General features: G+C 70.6%; 20 protein-coding genes. 9 read left to right on the top strand and 11 right to left on the bottom strand.

What is annotated here, in order from left to right; translation table 11 throughout:
* Nucleotides 1-169 precede the first annotated feature (169 nt).
* Genes IT40_RS23295 through IT40_RS23315 form a run of 5 tightly spaced genes read right to left on the bottom strand, consistent with a single transcriptional unit; the run spans nt 170 to nt 4,137 of the window.
* A complete protein-coding gene (locus IT40_RS23295; protein WP_036760205.1) occupies nt 170-1,006 on the bottom strand; it encodes a ferredoxin--NADP reductase in 837 nt (278 codons plus the stop codon).
* Nucleotides 1,007-1,061: 55 nt separating this feature from the next.
* Entirely contained in the window at nt 1,062-1,433 is a 372-nt protein-coding gene (locus IT40_RS23300) for a DUF934 domain-containing protein (protein WP_036760208.1), read from the bottom strand.
* Complete coding sequence (locus IT40_RS23305; protein WP_036760210.1) at nt 1,430-2,161, bottom strand: phosphoadenylyl-sulfate reductase; 732 nt, start codon at nt 2,159-2,161, stop codon at nt 1,430-1,432. Before IT40_RS23305 ends, IT40_RS23300 begins: the two co-directional genes overlap by 4 nt.
* Complete coding sequence (locus IT40_RS23310; RefSeq protein WP_036760212.1) at nt 2,154-3,818, bottom strand: nitrite/sulfite reductase; 1,665 nt, start codon at nt 3,816-3,818, stop codon at nt 2,154-2,156. Before IT40_RS23310 ends, IT40_RS23305 begins: the two co-directional genes overlap by 8 nt.
* Nucleotides 3,811-4,137, bottom strand: a complete 327-nt coding sequence (locus IT40_RS23315; protein WP_036760214.1) for a DUF2849 domain-containing protein — start codon at nt 4,135-4,137, stop codon at nt 3,811-3,813. Before IT40_RS23315 ends, IT40_RS23310 begins: the two co-directional genes overlap by 8 nt.
* Nucleotides 4,138-4,259: 122 nt before the next feature.
* Here IT40_RS23315 and IT40_RS23320 point away from each other — a divergent pair, with 122 nt between their 5' ends.
* Nucleotides 4,260-4,742 (top strand): Lrp/AsnC family transcriptional regulator, encoded by a 483-nt coding sequence (locus IT40_RS23320; protein ID WP_036760216.1) that lies wholly within the window; start codon nt 4,260-4,262, stop codon nt 4,740-4,742.
* Between the two features lie 49 nt (nt 4,743-4,791).
* On the opposite strand, the gene IT40_RS23325 is transcribed toward IT40_RS23320, so the two are convergent.
* The 5 genes from IT40_RS23325 to IT40_RS23345 all read right to left on the bottom strand — a co-directional run bounded on the left by IT40_RS23325 (nt 4,792) and on the right by IT40_RS23345 (nt 9,606).
* Nucleotides 4,792-5,895 carry a pyridoxal phosphate-dependent aminotransferase gene (locus tag IT40_RS23325; protein ID WP_036760218.1) on the bottom strand — a complete coding sequence of 368 codons (1,104 nt, stop codon included), beginning with the start codon at nt 5,893-5,895 and terminating at the stop codon, nt 4,792-4,794.
* 178 nt (nt 5,896-6,073) lie between these two features.
* Nucleotides 6,074-6,310: an Lrp/AsnC ligand binding domain-containing protein gene (locus tag IT40_RS23330; protein WP_028713408.1), complete on the bottom strand. Its 237-nt coding sequence runs from the start codon at nt 6,308-6,310 to the stop codon at nt 6,074-6,076.
* Between the two features lie 31 nt (nt 6,311-6,341).
* Entirely contained in the window at nt 6,342-7,718 is a 1,377-nt protein-coding gene (locus tag IT40_RS23335) for an MATE family efflux transporter (protein WP_036760220.1), read from the bottom strand.
* A 56-nt stretch (nt 7,719-7,774) separates the two neighbouring features.
* Nucleotides 7,775-8,425 carry a L,D-transpeptidase family protein gene (locus tag IT40_RS23340; protein WP_036760224.1) on the bottom strand — a complete coding sequence of 217 codons (651 nt, stop codon included), beginning with the start codon at nt 8,423-8,425 and terminating at the stop codon, nt 7,775-7,777.
* Entirely contained in the window at nt 8,422-9,606 is a 1,185-nt protein-coding gene (locus tag IT40_RS23345; protein ID WP_036760226.1) for a MalY/PatB family protein, read from the bottom strand. The genes IT40_RS23340 and IT40_RS23345 overlap by 4 nt, the downstream gene beginning before the upstream one ends.
* A gap of 91 nt (nt 9,607-9,697) precedes the next feature.
* Here IT40_RS23345 and def (IT40_RS23350) point away from each other — a divergent pair, with 91 nt between their 5' ends.
* The 7 genes from def (IT40_RS23350) to IT40_RS23380 all read left to right on the top strand — a co-directional run bounded on the left by def (IT40_RS23350) (nt 9,698) and on the right by IT40_RS23380 (nt 16,511).
* Complete coding sequence (gene def / locus IT40_RS23350; protein ID WP_036760228.1) at nt 9,698-10,219, top strand: peptide deformylase; 522 nt, start codon at nt 9,698-9,700, stop codon at nt 10,217-10,219.
* Entirely contained in the window at nt 10,212-10,769 is a 558-nt protein-coding gene (locus tag IT40_RS23355) for a peptide deformylase (protein ID WP_052096249.1), read from the top strand. The genes def (IT40_RS23350) and IT40_RS23355 overlap by 8 nt, the downstream gene beginning before the upstream one ends.
* A 236-nt stretch (nt 10,770-11,005) precedes the next feature.
* The gene (gene def / locus IT40_RS23360) at nt 11,006-11,506 is read left to right on the top strand and encodes a peptide deformylase (RefSeq protein WP_036760229.1); all 501 of its coding nucleotides are present in this window, start codon (nt 11,006-11,008) and stop codon (nt 11,504-11,506) included.
* An 888-nt stretch (nt 11,507-12,394) separates the two neighbouring features.
* Nucleotides 12,395-14,032 (top strand): alpha/beta hydrolase, encoded by a 1,638-nt coding sequence (locus IT40_RS23365; RefSeq protein ID WP_036760231.1) that lies wholly within the window; start codon nt 12,395-12,397, stop codon nt 14,030-14,032.
* The gene (locus tag IT40_RS23370; RefSeq protein WP_036760232.1) at nt 14,017-14,895 is read left to right on the top strand and encodes a dienelactone hydrolase family protein; all 879 of its coding nucleotides are present in this window, start codon (nt 14,017-14,019) and stop codon (nt 14,893-14,895) included. The genes IT40_RS23365 and IT40_RS23370 overlap by 16 nt, the downstream gene beginning before the upstream one ends.
* A 24-nt stretch (nt 14,896-14,919) precedes the next feature.
* A complete protein-coding gene (gene fmt / locus IT40_RS23375) occupies nt 14,920-15,813 on the top strand; it encodes a methionyl-tRNA formyltransferase (protein ID WP_036760233.1) in 894 nt (297 codons plus the stop codon).
* A 149-nt stretch (nt 15,814-15,962) separates the two neighbouring features.
* Nucleotides 15,963-16,511, top strand: coding sequence for an HdeD family acid-resistance protein (locus IT40_RS23380; RefSeq protein ID WP_036760234.1), 549 nt, complete (start codon nt 15,963-15,965; stop codon nt 16,509-16,511).
* A gap of 40 nt (nt 16,512-16,551) precedes the next feature.
* Here IT40_RS23380 and hrpB read toward each other — a convergent pair whose 3' ends face one another.
* The gene (gene hrpB / locus IT40_RS23385; RefSeq protein ID WP_036760235.1) at nt 16,552-18,963 is read right to left on the bottom strand and encodes an ATP-dependent helicase HrpB; all 2,412 of its coding nucleotides are present in this window, start codon (nt 18,961-18,963) and stop codon (nt 16,552-16,554) included.
* Between the two features lie 98 nt (nt 18,964-19,061).
* Here hrpB and IT40_RS23390 point away from each other — a divergent pair, with 98 nt between their 5' ends.
* Nucleotides 19,062-20,429, top strand: coding sequence for a YcjX family GTP-binding protein (locus tag IT40_RS23390; protein ID WP_036760237.1), 1,368 nt, complete (start codon nt 19,062-19,064; stop codon nt 20,427-20,429).
* Nucleotides 20,430-20,531 lie beyond the last annotated feature (102 nt).

Below are 20,531 nucleotides of genomic sequence, written 5' to 3' on the forward strand. Positions count from 1 at the left end.
ACGCGCGGCATAAACTTTGCTCCGTTTGAGCGGGCGCCGAACGAGGGCCACCGCCCGGCGAGTGCCCGCCCCCGGTCTTTCTCCGTGACCAAATGCCCGGGGGGGACCCCCCCGGGCCCCCAGGCGGGGGGCGCGGGGGGGGGGGGGGAAACCCCCCCCCGCGCGACGCTCAGATGCCGTCGCCCACGAAGGCCTTCTCGACCACGAACTCCTTGGGATCGCTGTTCGCGCCCTCGCGCAGGCCGAACCCTTCCAGCACCGCCTTGACATCGGTGTTGAAGGCCAGGCTGCCGCAGATCATGGCGCGGTCATTTGTCGCATCCATCGGCGGCAGGTTCAGATCCCGGAACACCTTGCCCGAGGTCAGGTTGTCGGTGATCCGGCCCGCGTATTGCGTCTCTTCCCGCGTCGTCGTCGGGTAATACAGCAGCCGGCTGGCGAATTCCTCGCCGTAAAGCTCGCCCAGCAGCGGGTCGCGCTTCAGGTTCTCGACCAGTTCGCGGCCATAGGCCAGCTCGTCGGCGGTGCGGCAGGTATGCATCATCACCACCTGCTCGTAGCGCTCATAGGTCTCGGGGTCGCGCATCAGGCTGGCGAAGGGCGCGATGCCGGTGCCGGTGGCCAGGAACCACATGCGCTTGCCGGGCAGGAGCGCGTCCAGCACCAGCGTGCCCACGGGCTTGGGGCGCAGGATGATCTGGTCGCCCGGCTGGATGTTCTGCAGCCGCGAGGTCAGCGGCCCGTCCGGCACCTTGATCGAATAGAACTCCAGCTCCTCGTCCCAGTTGGGCGAGGCGATGGAATAGGCGCGCAGGATCGGCTTGCCGTTGTCATCCGGCAGGCCGATCATCACGAATTCGCCCGAACGGAAGCGCAGGCTGGCCGGCCGCGTCACCCGGAACGAGAACAGCCGGTCCGTCCAGTGCCTGACCGAGGTCACGGTCTGGGCGTCGGGCAACGTCTTGGCGGGTTTGGCGGCAAGGTCCACGGAAAGATCCAGTGTCATGTTCGGGATTCCCGGTCTATCTAATGCATGGGAGGGCGGGGCGAAACCCCAGGTTTCAGCCGGCGAGCCGCGACCGATGGTCCCAGTCGCGCCAATCGGCGCGATAGAGCCATTGGTCCTGCGGCTGGCGCTCGGCCAGGGCGGCGGGGATCTGCACCTCGTCGAAGCCGACGCGGCGGGCCATGGCATATTGGTCCGAGATCAGCTTGCCGACCGCGCGCAGCCGGCCCTTGTAGCCCTTCTGGCGCAGGAGGCGGGCCAGCGAGAAGCCGCGCCCGTCGGTCATGGCCGGGAAGTCGATGGCGATCAGGTCATGCGCCAGATAGGCCTCGAGATCGGCCGGTTTCGTATCGGGCGCCAGGGTGACGGGCTCGGCCCCGTCATGGGGGTGGAAGCCGTCATCGCGGACCAGAAAGAAATCGCTCATGCCTTCGCTCCTGTGCGGACCATGCGCCCGCCGATGAAATGGATGCCGCATTCGGTCTTCTGGCTGCCCCGCCAGCGGCCGGCGCGCGGGTCTTCGCCGGGCTTGACCGGCGAGGTGCAGGGCGCGCAGCCGATCGAGGCATAGCCCCTGGCGACCAGCGGGTGACGCGGCAGGTTGTTCTCGGCCATGTAGTCCTGGACGTCCTGCGGACGCCAATGGGCCAGCGGGTTGATGCGCAGCCGCGACGGCGGCTCGGATTCGAAGAACTCCAGCTGCTGGCGCTCGCCGCCCTGGAAGCGCTTGCGGCCGGTGATCCAGGCATCGAACCTTGCCAGCTCGCGTTCCAGCGGCACGGTCTTGCGGAAATCGCAGCAGGCGTCGGTGTTGAACTGGTGCAGCGTCCCGTCCGGGTCGTTCAGCGCCACCTCGCGCTCGGTGGCGCGGATCACCCGCACATCGGTCAGCTTCAGCCTTTCCGTCACCTCAAGCTGATAGTCCAGCGTCTCCTGGAACAGCATCATCGTGTCGATGAACAGCACCGGCGTCCCCGGCGCCACCACCGAGACCATGTGCAACAGCACCACCGATTCCGCCCCGAAGCTCGAGACCAGCGTGGTCGAGCCCAGGTCGGGGTCGCGCAGCGCACGCCGCAGCACCTCGGTCGCGGCGTGATGGCGATAGCGGTCGTTCAGCCGCGCGGCGCGGGCATCCAGCGTCTGATCAAGCATCGGCCGGATACAGCGCCGCCTTGAACGGAGCCACCCCCAGACGGCGATAGGCGTCGATGAAGCGTTCCTCGGGCGATTCGCGCAGTTCCAGATAGGCGTCGACCAGCCGGTCGATGGCCGGCACCACCTCGTCGGCCGGGAAGCCGGCACCGGCGCGCTGGCCCAGCGTCGGGGTCTCGTAGCCGTCGCCGCCCAGCGTGATCTGGTAGTTCTCGACCCCCGCCCGGTCCAGGCCCAGGATGCCGATATGGCCCAGGTGGTGATGGCCGCAGGCGTTGATGCAGCCCGAGATGCGGATCTTCATCTCGCCGATCTCGTCCTCCAGGCCGCGGGCGCGGAAATGCGCGGCGATGTCCTGCGCGATCGGGATCGAGCGCGCGGTGGCCAGGGTGCAGTAGTCCATGCCCGGGCAAGAGATGATGTCGGTGATCTTGCCGAAATTCGCCGTGGCCAGCCCGACCGCGCGCAGCGCCTCGTAGATCTCGGGCAGGTCGGCCTTGCGCACGTGGGGCAGGACCAGGTTCTGGTCGTGGTTCACCCGGATGTCGCCATGGGCCAGCCGCTCGGCCAGGTCGGCCACCAGCCGCATCTGCTCGGCGCTCATGTCGCCCGGCGTGGCACCCGGCGCCTTCAGCGTGACGATGACGCTGGCATAGCCCGGAATGCGGTGCGGATGCAGGTTGGTGTCGGTCCAGGACCGGAAGGCGCCGTTCGCCGCCCGCGCCGCCTCATAGCCCTCGACCGGGGCGTCGAGAAATTCCGGCGGCGCGAACTGGGCGCGCAGGTCGTTCAGGATCTCCTGGTCCAGCCCCGAGAACTGCTGGCGGCGGTGCTTGAACTCTTCCTCGACATCGGCGCGGAACACGTCAAGACCGCGCTCGTTCACGGTGATCTTGATCCGTGCCTTCCACTTGTTGTCGCGCCGCCCGGTCAGGTTGTAGACCGACAGGATCGCCTCCAGATAGGGCAGCAGGTCGGCCTGCGGCAGGAATTCGCGGATCACCTGGCCCAGGTAGGGCGTGCGGCCCAGCCCGCCGCCGACCCAGACCTGGAAGCCGCGCTGGCCGTCCTTCTCGACGATGCGCAGCCCGATGTCATAGGCCGAGACCGCCGAGCGGTCCTGCTTGCCGGCCGAGACCGAGATCTTGAACTTGCGCGGCAGGAACTGGAATTCGGCATGGTCGGTGGACCAGATGCGGATCAGCTCGGCCCAGGGGCGCGGATCCTCCAGCTCGTCGGCGGCGGCGCCGGCAAAGGCGTCGGCATTGACGTTGCGGATGGTGTTGCCCGAGGTCTGGATGCTGTGGATGCCGACCGAGTTCAGCGCCTCCATGGAATCGGGAATGTCGACCAGCTTGTGCCAGTGGAACTGGATATTGGTGCGGGTGGTGAAATGGCCGTAGCCGCGGTCCCAGCGCTCGGCCACATGGCCCAGCATGCGCATCTGGTCCGGGGTCAGCGCGCCATAGGGGATCGCCACCCGGTACATGTAGGAATGCAGCTGCAGGTAGACGCCGTTCTTCAGCCGCAGCGGCCGGAATTCCTCTTCGGTCAGGCTGCCGTCCAGGCGGCGCTCGACCTGGCGGCGGAACTGCTGGGTGCGGTGGCGCAGGTATTCGCGATGCTGGTCGTTGTGCTGGGGACGTGCGTCAAACATTGCTGGCCTCGAACTCGGCTTGCTTGAAATGGCGATGGGTGGGGCCGCTGCGGCGGAACGCCTCGCGGAAATGGGCCGGCTCGGGCCGGCCGTCGGCCCCACGCTTCGCTTCGATCAGATAGGGGCCGACGACGAGATGGGCCTGAGAGGTCGCGTCGAGCAGCGCCAGCTCGGCGATGGCCTCGTCCTCGAACAGCTCGGCCTCGCGCGGGTCTGCGGTCCACTTGCCGTCACGCATCCACACGCAATGGCCCATGCGCAGGTCATTCGCGGTGATGACGCCGGGGGTCGCGGGGGATGGGGTGAAGCCTTTGGACATGGCCTTTGCCTTTCGTTTCCTCTGGCATCTATATAGAAAAAAATCCCCCATATTGACGAGTGGGGCGGAAAAATAAGAAACATCTCCGCATGTCAGCGGCACAGCAAGGACCAGGTTTCACGATGAGCGACAACAGGCAAACTCCCATCCGGCTCGACGACACCGACCGCAAAATCCTGTCCCTGCTGCAAGAGGACGCCACGCTGTCGCTCGACGACATCGCGGCGCGGGTGGGGGCCTCGAAGACCCCGGTCTGGAACCGGATTCGCAAGCTGCGCGAGGCGGGGGTGATCCGCGGCCAGGTGGCCCTGCTCGACCCCGATGCGTTGGGGCTCGACGCCTGCTTCTTCGTGCTGATCCGCACCAGCGAACACGACCCGGAATGGGCGCGCCGCTTCCTGGCCGCGGTGCGCGCCCGCCCCGAGGTGATCGAGGCGCACCGGCTGGCCGGCGACATCGACTATATCCTGAAGGTGCGGGTGCGCAATGCGCGGGCCTATGACCGCTTCTACCAGGCGCTGATTTCCGAGGTGAGGATCCACAACGTCACGGCGCTTCTCTCGATGGAGGAGCTGAAGGCGACCACGGCGCTACCCCTGGACTGACCGGCGCGAGCGGCGCGGTCGCGGGAGTATTTTCAGAACGGAGAAACGCTCAGCACAGCGCCCCAAGCGCCCTGGGCAGGGCCTCGGCCAGGGCGGCCATCTCCGGCTCCGGGCCGCAGGAGACGCGGATGCAGCGATCCATCGGCGCGACGCCCGGCATGCGCACGAAGATGCCCTCCTGCGCCAGCGCATCCAGCAGGGCGCGGGCGAAGGCGCCGTCGCGGCCGCAGTCGATGGCGACGAAATTCGTGGCCGAGGGCAGCGCCGCCAGCCCGTTGTCGCGCGCGATCGCGGCGATGCGCGCGCGGGCGGCGGCGGTTTCGGCCAGGACATGGGCCAGCCAGTCCGCGTCCCCCAGCGCGGCCAGCGCGCCGGCCTGGGCGATGCGGCCGATGCCGAAATGGTTGCGGATGCGGTCGAAGCCGGCGATCAGCTCCGCCGGGCCGATGGCATAGCCGATCCGCGCCCCCGCCATGGCATGGGCCTTGGAAAAGGTGCGGAACCGGATCACCCGCCCGTCCTCGGCGTCGATGCGGGGGATGGCGTCGGAGGGGGCGAATTCGGCATAGGCCTCGTCCAGCACCAGCAGGCTCGTCTCGGGCAGGGCGTACAGCATGGCCTCGATGCGGCGGCCGGGATGCCAGCTGCCCATCGGGTTGTCCGGGTTCGCCAGATAGACCAGCCGCGCGCCATGGCGATGCGCGGCCGCGGCCAGCGCCTCGGGGTCTTCGGCATCGTGGCGATAAGGCACCTTGACCAGCCGGCCGCCAAAGCCCGCCACGTGATAGTTGAAGGTCGGATAGGCGCCGTCCGAACTGACCACCACCTCGCCCGGCGCCACCATCAGCCGCACGAGCAGCCCCAGGAGCCCGTCGATCCCCTCGCCGACCATGATGTTCTCGGGCCCGACCCCGTGATGCGCGGCCAGCGCATGGCGCAGGTCGTGGCTGTCGGGGTCGCCGTATTTCCAGACCTCCTCCGCCGCCCGCGCCATGGCCGCCACCGCCTGGGGCGAGGGGCCGAAGCCGTTCTCGTTGGCGCCCAGCCGGGCGCGGAAAGGCGCGCCGCGGCGCCGCTCCAGCGCCTCGGGGCCGGTGAAGGGGACCGTCGCCGGCAGCGCGGCGGGAATGGGGGCAAAGCGAAAGCGCGTCATGGCGCCACAGAAACCCCAAACCCCGCCCCCGCGCAAGGGCGCGCCCGCCTGCCGGCTTCTTTCGTGTCCAAATATCCTGGGGGGCGAGGAGCGCCCGGAAAAAGGTCCGCCGGACCTTTTTCAGCGACGAGCGGGGCGAAGCCCCATGGTGCCGCAGGCGCGGCGACGCCAAGACTCGCTAGAACGCCTTGAAGGTGATCGTCGTCAGCGTCCGCACGATATGCGGGATGTCGAACAGCTTTTCGGACAGGTAATGCCCGACATCCTGGTCCTCGGGCACATAGATCTTGGCCAGGAGGTCGTAGTCGCCCGAGGTCGAGTAAAGCTCGCTGACGATCTCGCGGTCATAGATCGCGTCGGCGACCTCGTAGGTCTTGCCGGGCGAACAACGGAACTGGACGAAAACCGGGCGCATGGCGAACCTCTCGATCTCTTGCGGCGCCAGACTAGACCGCGCGCGCCTCGCGGGTCCAGTCCCCGCGCGCAAGCCCGCGCCAGAAGCGGCGCATCAGCAGCACCGCGGCCAGGCTGAGGCCCGCGACCAGCCCCAGCCACAGGCCGGCCGGGCCGATCCCGGCGACGAAGGCCAGCCCGTAGGCCACCGGGATGCCGACCAGCCAATAGCTGACCGCCGCGATCACCATGGGCACGCGCGTGTCCTGCACCCCGCGCAGCAGCCCCAGCCCGATCACCTGCATCGCATCCATCAGCTGGAACAGCCCGGCATAGAACAGCAGCCCCGCCGCGATCTCGACGATGGCCGGGGTCTCGGGGTGGGAGGCGTCCAGGTAAAGCCCGACCAGCTGGCGCGGGAACAGCTCGAAAGCCGCCACCGCCAGCGCGGCGATCACCACCGAGACCGCCGTCACCGTCACCCCCGCGTCGCGCATCCAGCGGGCGTCGCCGCGGCCCTTGGCCTGGCCGATGCGCACGGTGGCCGCGTTCGACATGCCCAGGTGCAGCATGAAGGTCAGCGAGGCGAGCTGCAGCGCGATCCCGTGCGCCGCCAGCTCGCGCGTGCCGATCCAGCCCATCATCACGTTCGAGCCGACGAAAAGCCCGCCCTCGGCCACCATGGTCAGCCCGATCGGCAGGCCCAGCACGAAGACCGCCCGCATCCCCGCCCAGTCGGGGCGCCAGAATCGCCGGAACAGCTGGTATTTGCGCGCGGCCGGCAGCCAGGCCGCATAGGCGGCGATCGCCAGAAGCTGCGAAAACTGCACCGCGATGGCGGCGATGGCGGCGCCGCGCACCCCCAGTTCCGGCGCGCCCAGATTGCCGAAGATCAGCAGCCAGTTCAGCACGATCACCAGCGGCAGCCCGGCCAGCGTGATCCACAGCACCACCTGCGGCCGCTCCATCGCCGCCAGGTAGCTGTTCAGCGTCAGCTGGCACAGCACGGCGATCAGGCCGAAGCCGGCGATGCGCAGGTAGTCCTGCGCCAGCCGCGCCACCACCGGCTCCTGCCCGATGGCCAGCAGGATCGGCTCGGAATGCCACATGGCCGGGACCACCGCCACGGCGAAGGCCAAAGACAGCCACAGCGCCATCCGGGCCGAGCGGCGCACCTCGACCTCGTCGCCCCGCGCGATGGCGGTGGCGATCAGCCCCATGACGCCGATGCCGAAGCCCATGCCCAGGAAGAACAGGATGTTGAAGAAGGACACCGCGATGACCAGCGCCGCCAGTTCCTCGACCCCATACCAGCCGACCATGACGGTATCGGCGACATGGATGGCCATGCGGGCCAGGTGGCTGCCGACCAGCGGCAGGCCGAGCGCGAGCGTCGCGCGCAGATGGGGGGCGTAGCGATTGGGCGTCATGCCCCTGCCTTATCCTTGGGCAAGGGCTGCGGCAAGGCGTCGCGCCGGGTCGCGTCTCAGGGCCGGATCTCGACCTCGGTGCCGATGCGGGCATGGGCGAAGATCTCGGCGATCTCGGCATTGTCGACGGCGATGCAGCCGGCGGTCCAGTCGCCCTTGACCCGAAAGCCCTCGGGCACCTGGTTCGGCTGGCCGTGGATCATGATGTCGCCGCCGGGGCTGACGCCCAGGGCGCGCGCCGCCTCGCGGTGGCGGGGCTGCGGATAGTCGATGCCCAGCGACAGGTGATAGGCGCTTTGCCGGTTCAGCCGGTCGATGCGAAAGATGCCCTCGGGCGTGCGGCCGTCGCCCTCGCGGCTCTTGTCGCCCTGGGGTGAAAAGCCCAGCGCGATGCGAAAGGTCCGGGGCGGCCCGCTTTCCTGATACACCGTCATGCGGCGGGCGGATTTCTCGACCAGGATGCGCTCGACCGGCGAGGCGATGGACGCATCCGGCCGCAGGGGCGGGCGTTGGAAGATCGGCGGCAGGGTGATGCGCGGCAGCCGGAACTCGGGCAGGCGCAGATCGGGCAGGCGCGGCCAGTGCCAGCCCGCCGCCGGCGGCTGCGGCACCGGGACGGGCGCGGGCTGCGGCGCCCAAAGCAGCCACAGCCCCCCAAGGACCGCCGCCAGGCACAGTGCCGAGAAGATCCCGCCCAGCCGCCTCATTGCAGGTCGCGAAACGCCTCTTGCAGCCGCGCCACCGCCTCGGCCACGCGGGCGCGGGGCGTGGCGATGTTGAAGCGCAGGAAGTCCTCGCCCCCCGTGCCGAAGGTGCCGCCGTGGTTGGCGGCGATACGCGCGCCCTGCTCGACCCGCCGGGTGAACTCGGCCCGCTCCATGCCGGTGCCCGAGAAATCGACCCAGGCCAGGTAGGTCGCCTGCAGCGGCATCGAGCGGATGCCGGGGATCGCGTTCACGCCCTCGTCGAACAGCCGCCGGTTGCCGTCCAGATAGGCCACCAGCGCATCGACCCAGGCCGCGCCCTCGGGCGAATAGGCGGCGGCGACCATGCCCGGCCCGAACAGGCCGGGCGAGATGCCCAGCGCCATCAGCCGGCCCTGCAGGCGCTTGCGCAGCCCCTCGTCGGCGACGATCAGGTTGCCGATATGGGCGCCGGCGATGTTGAAGGTCTTGGTGGCGGCGGTCAGCGTCACCAGCCGCGGCGCGGCCTCGGGCACGACGGTCGCCAGCACGCGATGGCGCGGGCTGCCGGGCATGACCAGGTCGTGGTGGATCTCGTCCGAGACCAGGATCAGGTCATGGGCGGCGCAGAAATCGGCGACCTGGCGCAGTTCCTCGGCGCTCCAGACCCTTCCGCCGGGGTTATGCGGCGAACACAGGATCAGCATCCGCTCGCGCCCGGTCAGCAGGCGCTGCCAGCCCTCCCAGTCCATGCGATACTGGCCGTCCTGGAGGGCCAGCGGGAACTCGGCCACCTCGCGGCCCGAGGCGCGGATGACGCGGGCGAAGGCGTGATAGACCGGGGTCATGACGATCACCCGGTCGCCCGGCTGGGTGAAGGCATCGACGCAGATCGCCGTGCCGTTCACCAGCCCATGCGCAGACAGAATCCATTCCGGCTCGACCTGCCAGCCGTGGCGGCTGTCCATCCACCAGCGGATCGCCCCGACATAGTCCGGGTTGGCGCCGGGATAGCCATAGATCCCATGCGCGGCCATCGCCTCGACCGCGCGCTGCACCGGGGCCGGCGGACGGAAGTCCATGTCCGCGACCCACATCGCAATCCCGTCGCCGGGCGAGACGCCGTAGATCGCCTGCATGTCGTCCCATTTCGAGCAATGGGTGCCGGTGCGGTCGATGATCTCGTCGAAGTCGGGCTGGGCCATGGTTTCCCCTTGTTTTCCGTTCGGGCGCTTTCTGTTCGGGGCAGCATAGCGGCTTGTTGCGCAAGGCCAAGGCTTGCCCTAGATCACGGGCATGACATTGCGCAGCATCATCCTCCATCCCGATCCGCGGCTGAAGAAGCCCTGCGAGCCCGTGGCCCGCATCACCCCCGAGATCGAGACCCTGGCCGCAGACATGCTGGCCACCATGTATGACGCGCCGGGCGTGGGCCTGGCCGCGCCGCAGGTGGGCGTGCTGTCGCGGCTTTACGTCATGGATTGCGAAAAGGATCCCGAGGCGCCGCGCAACCCCATCGTCATGGTCAACCCCGAGATCACCTGGCGTTCCGAGGCGCTGAACACCTATGAGGAGGGCTGCCTGTCGATCCCCGAGCAATATGCCGACGTGACCCGCCCGGCCGGGGTCAAGGTGCGCTGGCTGGGCCTGGACGGCAAGACGCATGAGCGCGATTTCGAGGGGCTCTGGGCCACCTGCGCCCAGCACGAGATCGACCACCTCGACGGCAAGCTGTTCATCGACTATCTCGGCCCGATCAAGCGGCAGATGATCACCCGCAAGATGGTCAAGCTGAAACGCGAGCGCGCGCGTGCCTGAGCCCCTGTCGGGCGAGGATGCCGCGCAGGCGTCCCAGGGCCCCGATCCGGCCCGGCTTGCCGCGCAGGGGCGCATCCGCCCGATCCTGATCCACCCCGACCCGGCGCTGCGCCGCATCTGCGCGCCGGTCGGGCGGCTGGGCTGGGACGAGGTCTCGCAGCTGGCGGCCGACCTGCTGGCGACCATGTATCACGCCGGCGGCCGCGGCCTTGCCGCGCCGCAGATCGGCGAGGGCTGGCGCATCTTCGTCATGGACCACGGCTGGAAGGAGGGCGCCCCCCTGCCCCGCGTGGTCATGGACCCCGAGATCCTGGCCCTGGGCGGCGAGGTCGAGACGATCGAGGAAGCCTGCCTCTCGATCCCCGGCCGGCCGGTCGCGGTGACGCGGCCGGTCACGATCTCGATGCGCTGCTTCGACCTGACGGGGGCGATGCAAGTCCTGACCCTGGCCGGGATCGAGGCCCGCATCGCCCAGCACGAGGCCGACCACCTGGACGGCCGGCTCATCCTCGATGCGCTGGAAGGCCCCGAGGATTCCGGCGTGCGCTGAGCCATCCCGTCGGGCGCCAGGCCGGGGCAGACCGCCGGGCGGCGCTGTTCATGCTCTCCGAAAGCCCGTGCCTTCCCGCCGGGCCCGAGCGGCGACTGACGCTTGCCCATGCGCGACGGCACGAACCTGACGGCCGCCGATAGCCGGCCCATGCCCGGCACGGGCGGCTTTCGGCCCGGATTTACCTTCGCCCGCCGCCGTGATAGCCGGGCGGGCATTCCTGACAAGGCCGCCCGATGACCGTCCGCCCCTTCCTGCCCTATGCCGACCGCCGGCTGCACATCCCGGCCCAGCCGGTCCCCGCGATCACCGAGACCGTGCGGATGATCTGGGACGACATGATCGACACGATGGAGGCGATGCCCGGCGTCGGCCTGGCCGCGCCGCAGATCGGCATCATGCAGCGGCTGGCGGTGGTGGACGCATCGGAAAAGCGCGGCCAGGCGGTGCGCATGGCCAATCCCGAGATCCTGCACGCCAGCGTGCAATTGCGCCCGCATGAGGAGGCCAGCCCGAACCTGCCCGGCGTCTCGGCCCGGATCGAGCGGCCGCGCGCCGTCACCGTCCGCTTCCTGAACGCCCAGGGCGAGATCGAGGAACGGGATTTCGTCAGCCTCTGGGCGACTTCGGTGCAGCACCAGATCGACCACCTGGACGGGCGGCTCTATGTCGATCACCTCTCGCCCCTGCGCCGCAAGATGCTGGTGGCGAAATCGGCCAAGCTGTCGCGGCGATGACGAAGGCGTGGGGCGGGCTGCACCCCGCTGCGCCCCGCTTCGGGCGTGGGAATGCCTGCAAGGCCGCATGAATATTGGGAAACGGTGAAGGCGCCTTGCAGGCCCCCGCAGGTGACGGCTCCGGGCGGCGAAGAACGGTCGCTGATCCATGAGCTTCGCCAGCTGGTGAAGGCGGTTCTGGGCTTCGGTCCTGTCGGGCTCGACCCTGAGGCTGATCCCTGTCCTGGAGGAACCCCCTCTCTGACCCCATATTTCATTCTGCCGGAGACGACTGACTGGTGATTGGTCCTGGCAAGTCGAAGGCGGGGCGGTCGGATCACCCCGGCCGCCATTTTCTTTTCCAGCGCAGCTTCCCGCCGCGACGCCGATCCAGCGGGCGAAGATCGGCACGGCCGCGCTTGTCGGTCGTGTTGCAAGCCGCGACAGCCTCCCACCCATTACAGGGCCCCGCGCGTGTTCGGGCGACGCTGGGGCGGGCTGGGCCCCTGCGCATCCTTTTCAACGCTCGGGAATAGTGCGCGGCCGGATGAGTATTTGTGGAACGAAGAAACACAGGCCCGCGCCATGGTTCGCGCGGCCGCCTTCTTTCCGTTTTCCAAATACCCATGCGACGCTTCGCTGGGGCGCGGCCGCCGCCGTTGGACGGCGACGGTGCCCTGTGCCCGTGCGGCAGGCGCGCGGGTGCCGGCGCCCCGTAGCGCCAGCCGGAAACGGGAACCCCCTGGCGAAGGGAAGCGCTTTTCTTTGCCGCGGCCCGCCCTTAACCTTGGCTCGGAACGGAGGGGCGGGGCGGGCCGTCCGGCAGAGCCCGGCCCCTTCCCGCGGCCGTTGCCGCCGAAACCCGCCCGCCGCCGCCGCGGGCCCAGCCCCAGGGACGCCAGGCCAGAGATGTTTTCCGTGCTGCCCCTTCTTGCCGGCCTGCTGTTCATGGCCGCCTCGCTCACGCCCTCGCTGATCCCGCGGGACTGGCTGATGCAGGGGGTGCTGGCCGGGGTGTCGATGGCGGCGGGCTATGTCATGACCCAGTTCCTGCTGGCGCTGTGGCGCGCGCTGGAGCTGCCGGTGCTGCGGGGCCGGCCGGCGCGCATCGCCCATGCCGTCCTGGCGGTGCCGGTGCTGGTGCTGCTGGGGCGCGGGGTGATCCTCTCGGGCGCATGGCAGAACAGCATCCGCGCCCGCATGGGCATGCCGGATCTGGAGGTCAACAACACCGCCAAGATGCTGGCCCTGGCGCTGGCGGTGTTCCTGGTGCTTTTCGTGACCGGCAAGGCGATCCAGGCGCTGTTCGACCTGCTGCGGCTGCGGCTGGCGCGCTATATCCCGGTGCGCAGCGCCAATGTGCTGGGCCTGCTGCTGGCGGTGCTGATCGTGGTGACGCTGACCCGCGACGGGGTGGTGAACGGGGCGATGCGCATCGCCGACAGCTCCTATGCCGCGGCCCAGCACCTGACCGACCCCAGCGTGCCGCCGCCCGCCGAGCCATGGCAGCCCGGCTCGGCCGCCTCCGGCATCGACTGGGAGCTGATGGGCAAGCCGGGGCGCGACTTCGTGCTGGGCGGCCCGCGCGCCCGCGCCATCTCGGGCTTTACCGGCCGCCCGGCCAAGGAACCGCTGCGCATCTATGTCGGCCTGGCCCAGGACAAGGATCCCCAGGCCCGCGCCCAGGCGGCGCTGGACGAGATGCTGCGCGTGGGCGCCTTCGACCGCAAGGTGCTGGTGCTGGCCAGCCCCACCGGAACCGGCTGGATGGACCCGGCCAGCTACGACGCGCTGGAATACATGCATGGCGGCGACGTGGCGACGGTGGCGGTGCAATATTCCTATCTGCAAAGCCCGCTGGCCCTGATCTTCGAGACCGAATCCGGCCTCGACCAGACCACGGCGCTGATGCGCGCGGTCTATGAGCATTGGCGCCACCTGCCCCCGGACCGCCGGCCGCGCCTTTATCTGCACGGCATCTCGCTGGGTGCCTGGTCCTCGATGTATGCCTTCAACCCGTTCCAGATGATGAACGAGCCGGTGGCCGGCGCCTTCTGGGTGGGCCCGCCCTTTACCTCGACCCTGTGGCGGCAGGCCAATGGCGCGCGCCAGCCCGACAGCCGCTTCGTCCTGCCCGAGCTGGATGAGGGCGAGGTGATCCGCTATGCCAGCCAATATGCGCCGCCCGACCGCTCGGGCCGGCCCTGGGGGCGGCTGCGCATCCTGTTCCTGCAATATGCCAGCGACCCGATCGTGTTCTACGACCCCGCCTCGCTGTGGCGGGCGCCGGAATGGATGCACGAGGCGCCGGCGCCCGACGTCTCGCCCCGGCTGCGCTTTACCCCGGTGGTGACGCAGCTGCAGCTGGCGGTGGACATGCTGGTCTCGACCTCGGCGCCGCCGGGCTTCGGCCACAGCTATCACGCCCGCGACTATATCGACGGCTGGGTCGCCGTCACCGCGCCCGAGGGCTGGACGGCCGCCGACAGCGAAAGGCTCAAGGCGATCTGCGGCCAGGAGGGCAGGCTCGGATGCGCAAACGGCTGATCCTGGCGCTGGCGCTGCTGGGGCTGGTGGCCCTGGCGCTGGGGCTGAACACGGCGCGCAACTATGCCGGCTGGCAGCCCGCGACCGAGACCCCGGCCGAGCGGTTGGCCCGGCTGGAGCCGCATTGGCGCATCCTGCGGCCGGATGGCCCCGGCCCGCATCCCGCCGCGGTGCTGCTGTCGGGCTGCGACGGGGTGCATGACAACATGGACTATTGGGCGCGGCAGTTCCTGGCCATGGGCCGGGCGGCGCTGATCCTGGACAGTCACGCGCCGCGGCTTCTGGACAAGGCGCAGGCCTGGCGCGCGCTTTGTGCCGGGCAAGTCCTGCCGGGGGCCGAGCGCGCCGGAGACCTGGCCGTGGCGCTGGCGGCGCTGCGCGAGATGCCGGGCATCGACGGCTCGGACGTGGCGCTGCTTGGCGCCTCGCATGGCGGCTGGACGGCGATGGAGCTGCTGCGCGCGCTGGGCGAAGGCGAGCCGCCGCCCGGCCTGACCACCTGGCCCGCGCCGCCCGGCAGCCTTGCCGCGCAGCTTGGCCCGGTCGTGCTGCTGTATCCCTATTGCGGCTTGCTGAACGGCGCGGCCAAGGGGCCCTGGCCCGGCCATGTGCGGGGGCTGATGCTGCTGGCCGAACTGGATTCGATCACCGATTCCGCCGATTGCCGCCGGATGGCCGAGGATCTGGTCACCCAGGGCGCGCATCTGGCCGTCACCACCTATCCCGCCGTCAACCACGGCTTCGACCAGCGCGAACGCTCGTCGCTGTCGCCGCTGGAGTTCGACGCGCAGGCGCGGGCGCGGGCCACCCGCGACATTCGCGCCTTCATGCAGGGTTTTGCCGCGCCCGCGACCGGGATATGAGACCCCGACACAAGGAGGGCAGCGATGCGCGTCATCTTCATGGGCACCCCCGATTTCTCGGTCCCGGCGCTGCGGGCCGTCGCCGCGCGGCACCAGGTCGTCGCGGTCTATTCCCAGCCGCCGCGCGCGGCCGGGCGCGGGCAGAAGCCGCGCCCCTCGCCCGTGCATCGCACCGCCGAGGAGCTGGGCCTGCCCGTGCGCACGCCCGAGCGGCTGAAATCGCCGCAGGAGCAGGCGGATTTCGCCGCCCTGGCCGCCGATGTGGCGGTGGTGGTGGCCTATGGGCTGATCCTGCCGCCGCCGGTGCTGGCGGCGCCGCGCCTGGGCTGCCTGAACATCCACGCCTCGCTTCTGCCGCGCTGGCGCGGGGCGGCGCCGATCCATCGCGCCATCATGGCCGGCGATGCCGAGACCGGCGTCGCCATCATGCAGATGGAGGCGGGACTGGATACCGGCCCGGTCCTGGCCGAGGCGCACACCGCCATCGGCCCCGAGGACACCACCGCCGACCTGCACGACCGGCTGGCCGAGATGGGCGGGGCGCTGATCGCCCGGACGCTGGACCGCCTGCCCCTGCCCGCCCGGCCGCAGCCGGCCGAGGGCGTGACCTATGCGCAAAAGATCGACAAGGCCGAGGCGCGGATCGACTGGAGCCAGCCGGCCGCAGCCGTGGACCGGCGGATCCGCGGCCTGTCGCCCTTTCCCGGCGCCTGGTGCGTGGTCGGCGACGAACGGGTGAAGCTCCTGCGCTCGCGCCTTGCCGCCGGGTCTGGCGTGCCGGGCCAGGTGCTGTCGGGCTTCACCATCGCCTGCGGCGAGGGCGCGGTCGAGGTGCTGGAGGCGCAGCGCGAGGGCAAGCGGCCGATGCCCGCGGCCGAGATCCTGCGCGGCATGAGCCTGCCCGAGCGGCTGGATTGACGGCATTGTAGCAAATTCGCCACAACTTTCGGTTGCTGAAACGCGCGCAGGCCGTTTCCCGCAACCCCATGTTAACCTTTCCCCGTCAGACCGGGTCCGAGGCTTTCGATCCGGCGATCCTGAGAAGGGTCTGAAAGGGGACGACTATCATGGAAAACCTGATCCGGGTGATGGCCGATCATTGGTGGGTGCCGCTCTTGCGCGGCATCGCGGCGATCCTGTTCGGCCTGATGGCGCTGATCTGGCCGGGGCTGACCGTCTATGCGCTGCTGCTGGTCTTTGGCGCCTATGCGATCTTCGACGGGGTGATGGCGATCGTCATGGCCTTCCGGCGCAGGCCCGCGGACGACCGCTGGTGGGCCTGGGCGCTGGACGGCGCGCTGTCCGTCGCCATCGGCCTGATGGCGCTGTTCTGGCCCGAGGCGACGGCGCTGGCCTTCATCATCTGGATGGCCGCCTGGGGCGTGGTCGCCGGCATCTTTCGCATCATCGCCGCGATCCGGCTGCGGCACGAGATCGAGGGCGAATGGGCGCTGGGGCTCAGCGGGCTCTTGCTGGTGGTCTGGGGCGTGCTGCTGGCGCTGGTGCCGGCGGCGGGACTTCTGGGCATCGCCTGGCTGATCGGCCTGTTCGCGCTGCTGATCGGCGGGGCGATGATCGTGCTGGCCTTGCGGCTCAAGGGGCTGAAGGCGGTCTAGCTTGCCCGGCCGCAGGGGTATTTGGGGAACAGAGAAATGATCAGGTTCCGCGCGGCTTGGCGCGGGTGGTCGGGTCGGCCTCCAGCGGGTCTTCCGGCCAGGGGTGGCGCGGGTAGCGGCCGCGCATGTCCTTCCTGACATCGCCGTAGCCGCCGGCCCAGAAGCCCGGCAGGTCGGTCGTCACCGCGACGGGCTTGCCGCCGGGCGAGAGCATGGTGATGCGCAGCGGCCGGTTGCCGACGACCGGGTGGCGCGCGAGGCCGAACAGCTCTTGCAGCTTCAGTTCGATCGAGGGGGTTTCGTGGTCGTAGTCGATGGGCACCTTGCGGCCGAGCGGCGTGACGAAATGCGCCGGCGCCGCCTGGTCCAGCCGGCGCTGGCCGTCCCAGCCGATGCGCGCCTTCAGCGCCTCGGTCAGGTCCAGCCCGCGCAGGTCGGAAAGCGTCCGCACCTTGCCCAGCCAGGGCAGCAGCCAGTCGGGATCGGCGAGCAGGCTTTCGTCATCGACCGGGCCGAGTTCCGGGATCAGCGCGATCCGCGCCCGCAGCCGCGCGGCGCCTGGCGTCCAGTTCAGCCCGTTCGCCCGCAGCCCCTCGAATGCGGCGCGGGCCAGCGCCTGCGGGTCGGGGTCGTCCAGCGCCCGGTCGGCCAGCACCAGCGCGCCGAAGCGTTCCTGGCGGCGGGCAAGGATGCGGCCCTCGCGCCGCGACCATTCCACCAGCGCGACGGTCTCGATGCGGCCGGGGAAGAGGGCGCGGATCTCGTCCTCGGTCACGGCGGCGGCCATGCGGATGCGCGCCTCGCGCGTATCGCCGTCGAGGTCGGTGGCGACGATCAGCCGCTGCGCCGCCAGCGCGTCGCCCTCGGGCAGCGCGGTACCCTTGCCGCCCGACAGCACGTAGCGCGGTTGCTCGCCCTTGCGGCGCAGCCCGATGCGGTCGGGATAGGCCAGCGCCGCCATGGCGCCCGGCGAGAGGCCCGCGCCCTCGGCTGCCATGCGGCGCAGGCGCTTGGCCTCGTCGCGGATGCGATGCAGCGTGCCGGGGTTGGCCGGCCAGGGGTGGCGGTCCTGATAGGCGCGCAGGTCGCGGATCGCCGCCAGGCGCAGGGCCAGGTCGGCGGGGGCGCCGGTCAGCGGGTCGCGCTCGGCCATCAGCGCGGCGAGGTCGGCGGCGTCGCGCCCCGCCGTGACCAGCATGTGCCCCAGCCGCGGATGCAGCGGCAGCGGCGCCAGGCGCCGGCCATGGTCGGTGATGCGGTTGCCCGCGTCCAAGGCGCCGAGGTCGCGCAAGAGCGCCCGCGCCTCGGTAAGCGCGGCCTCGGGCGGCGGGGTCAGGAAGGCCAGGTCGCGCCCGTCCGAGCCCCAGATCGCCAGCTCCAACGCCAGCCCGGCGAGGTCGGCCACGGCGATCTCGGGCGGGGCGAATGCGGGCAGCGCGCCCTCCTCGGCCCGCGCCCACATCCGATAGCAGATGCCCGGCGCGACCCGGCCGGCGCGGCCGCGGCGCTGTTCTGCCTCGGCGCGGCTGACGCGTTCCGTCACCAGACGCGACATGCCCGAGCCGGGATCGAAGCGCGCCCGCCGCGCCCGGCCGGCATCGACCACCACCTTCACGTCGGGAATGGTCAGCGAGGTTTCCGCGATCGCGGTCGCCAGCACGATCCGCCGCCGCCCGCCGCCCTGGGGCTGCAAGGCCGCGCGCTGCGCCTTGAAATCCATGGCGCCGTAAAGCGGCAAGACCTCGGCCGGGACATCCAGCATGGCCTGCACCCGGCGGATCTCGCCCTCGCCGGGCAGGAAGGCCAGGATGGTGCCGCCGATGTCGCGCGTCGCCGCCTCGGCATCCGTGATCAGCCGCGCCGCCTCGGGCACCAGCCGGCTGCCTGCGGGCAGCGGGCGGGAAAGCCAGCGCGTCTCGACCGGAAAGGCCCGGCCCTCGGAGCGGATGACCGGCGCCGCGTCCATCAGCGCCGCGACCGGCTCGGCGTCCAGCGTCGCCGACATGACCAGCAGCGCCAGGTCGGGGCGCAGCGCCTGCCGCGCTTCCCAGGCCAGGGCCAGGCCCAGGTCGGCATTCAGGCTGCGTTCGTGGAATTCGTCGAAGATCACGCAGCCGACGCCCGAAAGCTCGGGGTCGGACTGGATCATCCGGGTCAGGATGCCCTCGGTCACGACCTCGATGCGGTTGCCCGGCACCGCCTCGCCGCGGATGCGATAGCCGACGGTGCGGCCCAGGGGCTCGCCCAGCGTCTCGGCCATGCGCTCGGCCGCGGCGCGGGCGGCCAGGCGGCGCGGCTCCAGCATGAGGATGCGGCCGGTGACGACGGGCAGCAGCGCCAGGGGGACGCGGGTGGTCTTGCCCGCGCCGGGCGGCGCCATCAGCACCGCGCGGCCATGGGCGGCCAGCACGGCGGTCAGTTCGGGCAATACGGCGTCGATGGGCAGTTGCATTCGCGCCTTATGGCAAAGCGCCGCCCAGGCGAAAAGACCTGCCCCTACACATCCGCCGCCGGCCTGCCTATCTTGACCCGGCCAAAGCGAGGGACGGAATGGGTATCGCCGACGATCTGATGCAGGGCCTGGGCATGTCCGACCCGGTGCTGCGGCTTGGGGTGACGGGACTGTCGCGGGCGGGCAAGACCGTGTTCATCACCTCGCTGGTGGCGAACCTTCTGGACCGCGGCCGGATGGCGGCGCTGCGGGCGGCGGCCGACGGCTCGCTCAAGGCGGCGTGGCTGCAGCCGCAGCCCGACGACACCGTGCCGCGATTCGACTATGAGCGCCACCTGGCCGCCATGACCGGCCCCGACCCGCATTGGCCCGAGGGCACGCGCCATGTCAGCCAGCTGCGCCTGTCCCTGCGGGTGCAGCCGCGCGGGCTGATCGCCGGCTGGCGCGGCCAGCAGGTGCTGCATCTCGACATCGTCGACTATCCGGGCGAGTGGCTCCTGGACCTGCGGCTGATGGAGAAGGATTTCGACCAATGGTCGCAGGAGGTGCTGGACCGCATGGCCGGCCGCCCCGGCGCCGAGACCTTCCGCGCCGCGCTGGCCGCGACCGATCCGGGGCGCTTCGACGAGACCGCCGCGCAGGCGCTGGCCGCGGCCTATACGAGCCACCTGCACCGGGCACGCGACGCGGGCTGGTCGGATTGCACCCCCGGCCGCTTCCTGATGCCGGGGGAGCTGGAGGGCTCGCCGGCGCTGACCTTCACGCCGCTGCCGCATGAGATGCGGGCGACGCCCCTGGGGCGCGAGTTCGCGCGCCGCTTCGGGGCCTACAAGGCGCGGGTGGTGAAGCCCTTCTTCCGCGACCATTTCGCCCGCATCGACCGGCAGGTGGTGCTGATGGACGTGCTGGGCGCGATCCATGCCGGGCCGCCGGCGGTCGAGGACATGCGCCGCGCCATGGCCGACATCCTGGGCGCCTTTCGCCCCGGCCGGGCGGGGTGGCTGGCGCAGCTTCTGGGCGCGCGCCGGGTGGGGCGCATCCTGTTCGCCGCCACCAAGGCCGATCATTTGCACCACATCCAGCATCCGCGCCTAACCGCGATCACTGCCGCCATGCTGCGCGAGGCGCGCGACCGCGCCGATTTCTCCGGCGCGCGGACCGAGGCCATGTCCATCGCCTCGCTGCGCACCACCACCGAGGAGATGATCCGCCAGGACGGCGAGGAACTGCCCGCGGTGCGCGGCACGCTGATGGACGGGCGGCAGGCGGCCTTCTATCCGGGCGAGCTGCCGGCCAATCCGGCCGAGCTCTTGGTGCCGGCAAGCCAGGGCGCGGCGCGCTGGCTGGACGGCGACTATGCGATCATGGATTTCGCCCCGGCGCCGGGCACGCTGCGGCCGGGCGACGGGCCGCCGCATATCCGGCTGGACCGCGCGGCCGAGTTCCTGATCGGCGACAGGCTATAGGAGGGCGCCATGGCTGAACCCCCGAAACGGCGCGGGCCGGTGCTGATGGAGATGGGCGGGCCACCCGAACCGGCCGAGCCGCCCCGCCCCCCCCCCGCCCCC

Source organism: Paracoccus versutus (genome assembly GCF_000763885.1).
GTDB classification, from domain to species: Bacteria; Pseudomonadota; Alphaproteobacteria; order Rhodobacterales; family Rhodobacteraceae; genus Paracoccus; species Paracoccus versutus.

Coding starts and splice junctions, on each gene's coding strand:
- IT40_RS23300 (WP_036760208.1), bottom strand. CDS start 1,433: ATGAGCGATTTCTTTCTGGTCCGCGATGACGGCTTCCACCCCCATGAC.
- IT40_RS23330 (WP_028713408.1), bottom strand. CDS start 6,310: ATGCGCCCGGTTTTCGTCCAGTTCCGTTGTTCGCCCGGCAAGACCTAC.
- IT40_RS23370 (WP_036760232.1), top strand. CDS start 14,017: ATGCGCAAACGGCTGATCCTGGCGCTGGCGCTGCTGGGGCTGGTGGCC.
- def (WP_036760229.1), top strand. CDS start 11,006: ATGACCGTCCGCCCCTTCCTGCCCTATGCCGACCGCCGGCTGCACATC.
- IT40_RS23320 (WP_036760216.1), top strand. CDS start 4,260: ATGAGCGACAACAGGCAAACTCCCATCCGGCTCGACGACACCGACCGC.
- IT40_RS23345 (WP_036760226.1), bottom strand. CDS start 9,606: ATGGCCCAGCCCGACTTCGACGAGATCATCGACCGCACCGGCACCCAT.
- def (WP_036760228.1), top strand. CDS start 9,698: ATGACATTGCGCAGCATCATCCTCCATCCCGATCCGCGGCTGAAGAAG.
- IT40_RS23365 (WP_036760231.1), top strand. CDS start 12,395: ATGTTTTCCGTGCTGCCCCTTCTTGCCGGCCTGCTGTTCATGGCCGCC.
- IT40_RS23295 (WP_036760205.1), bottom strand. CDS start 1,006: ATGACACTGGATCTTTCCGTGGACCTTGCCGCCAAACCCGCCAAGACG.
- hrpB (WP_036760235.1), bottom strand. CDS start 18,963: ATGCAACTGCCCATCGACGCCGTATTGCCCGAACTGACCGCCGTGCTG.
- IT40_RS23380 (WP_036760234.1), top strand. CDS start 15,963: ATGGAAAACCTGATCCGGGTGATGGCCGATCATTGGTGGGTGCCGCTC.
- fmt (WP_036760233.1), top strand. CDS start 14,920: ATGCGCGTCATCTTCATGGGCACCCCCGATTTCTCGGTCCCGGCGCTG.
- IT40_RS23315 (WP_036760214.1), bottom strand. CDS start 4,137: ATGTCCAAAGGCTTCACCCCATCCCCCGCGACCCCCGGCGTCATCACC.
- IT40_RS23305 (WP_036760210.1), bottom strand. CDS start 2,161: ATGCTTGATCAGACGCTGGATGCCCGCGCCGCGCGGCTGAACGACCGC.
- IT40_RS23310 (WP_036760212.1), bottom strand. CDS start 3,818: ATGTTTGACGCACGTCCCCAGCACAACGACCAGCATCGCGAATACCTG.
- IT40_RS23390 (WP_036760237.1), top strand. CDS start 19,062: ATGGGTATCGCCGACGATCTGATGCAGGGCCTGGGCATGTCCGACCCG.
- IT40_RS23325 (WP_036760218.1), bottom strand. CDS start 5,895: ATGACGCGCTTTCGCTTTGCCCCCATTCCCGCCGCGCTGCCGGCGACG.
- IT40_RS23335 (WP_036760220.1), bottom strand. CDS start 7,718: ATGACGCCCAATCGCTACGCCCCCCATCTGCGCGCGACGCTCGCGCTC.
- IT40_RS23340 (WP_036760224.1), bottom strand. CDS start 8,425: ATGAGGCGGCTGGGCGGGATCTTCTCGGCACTGTGCCTGGCGGCGGTC.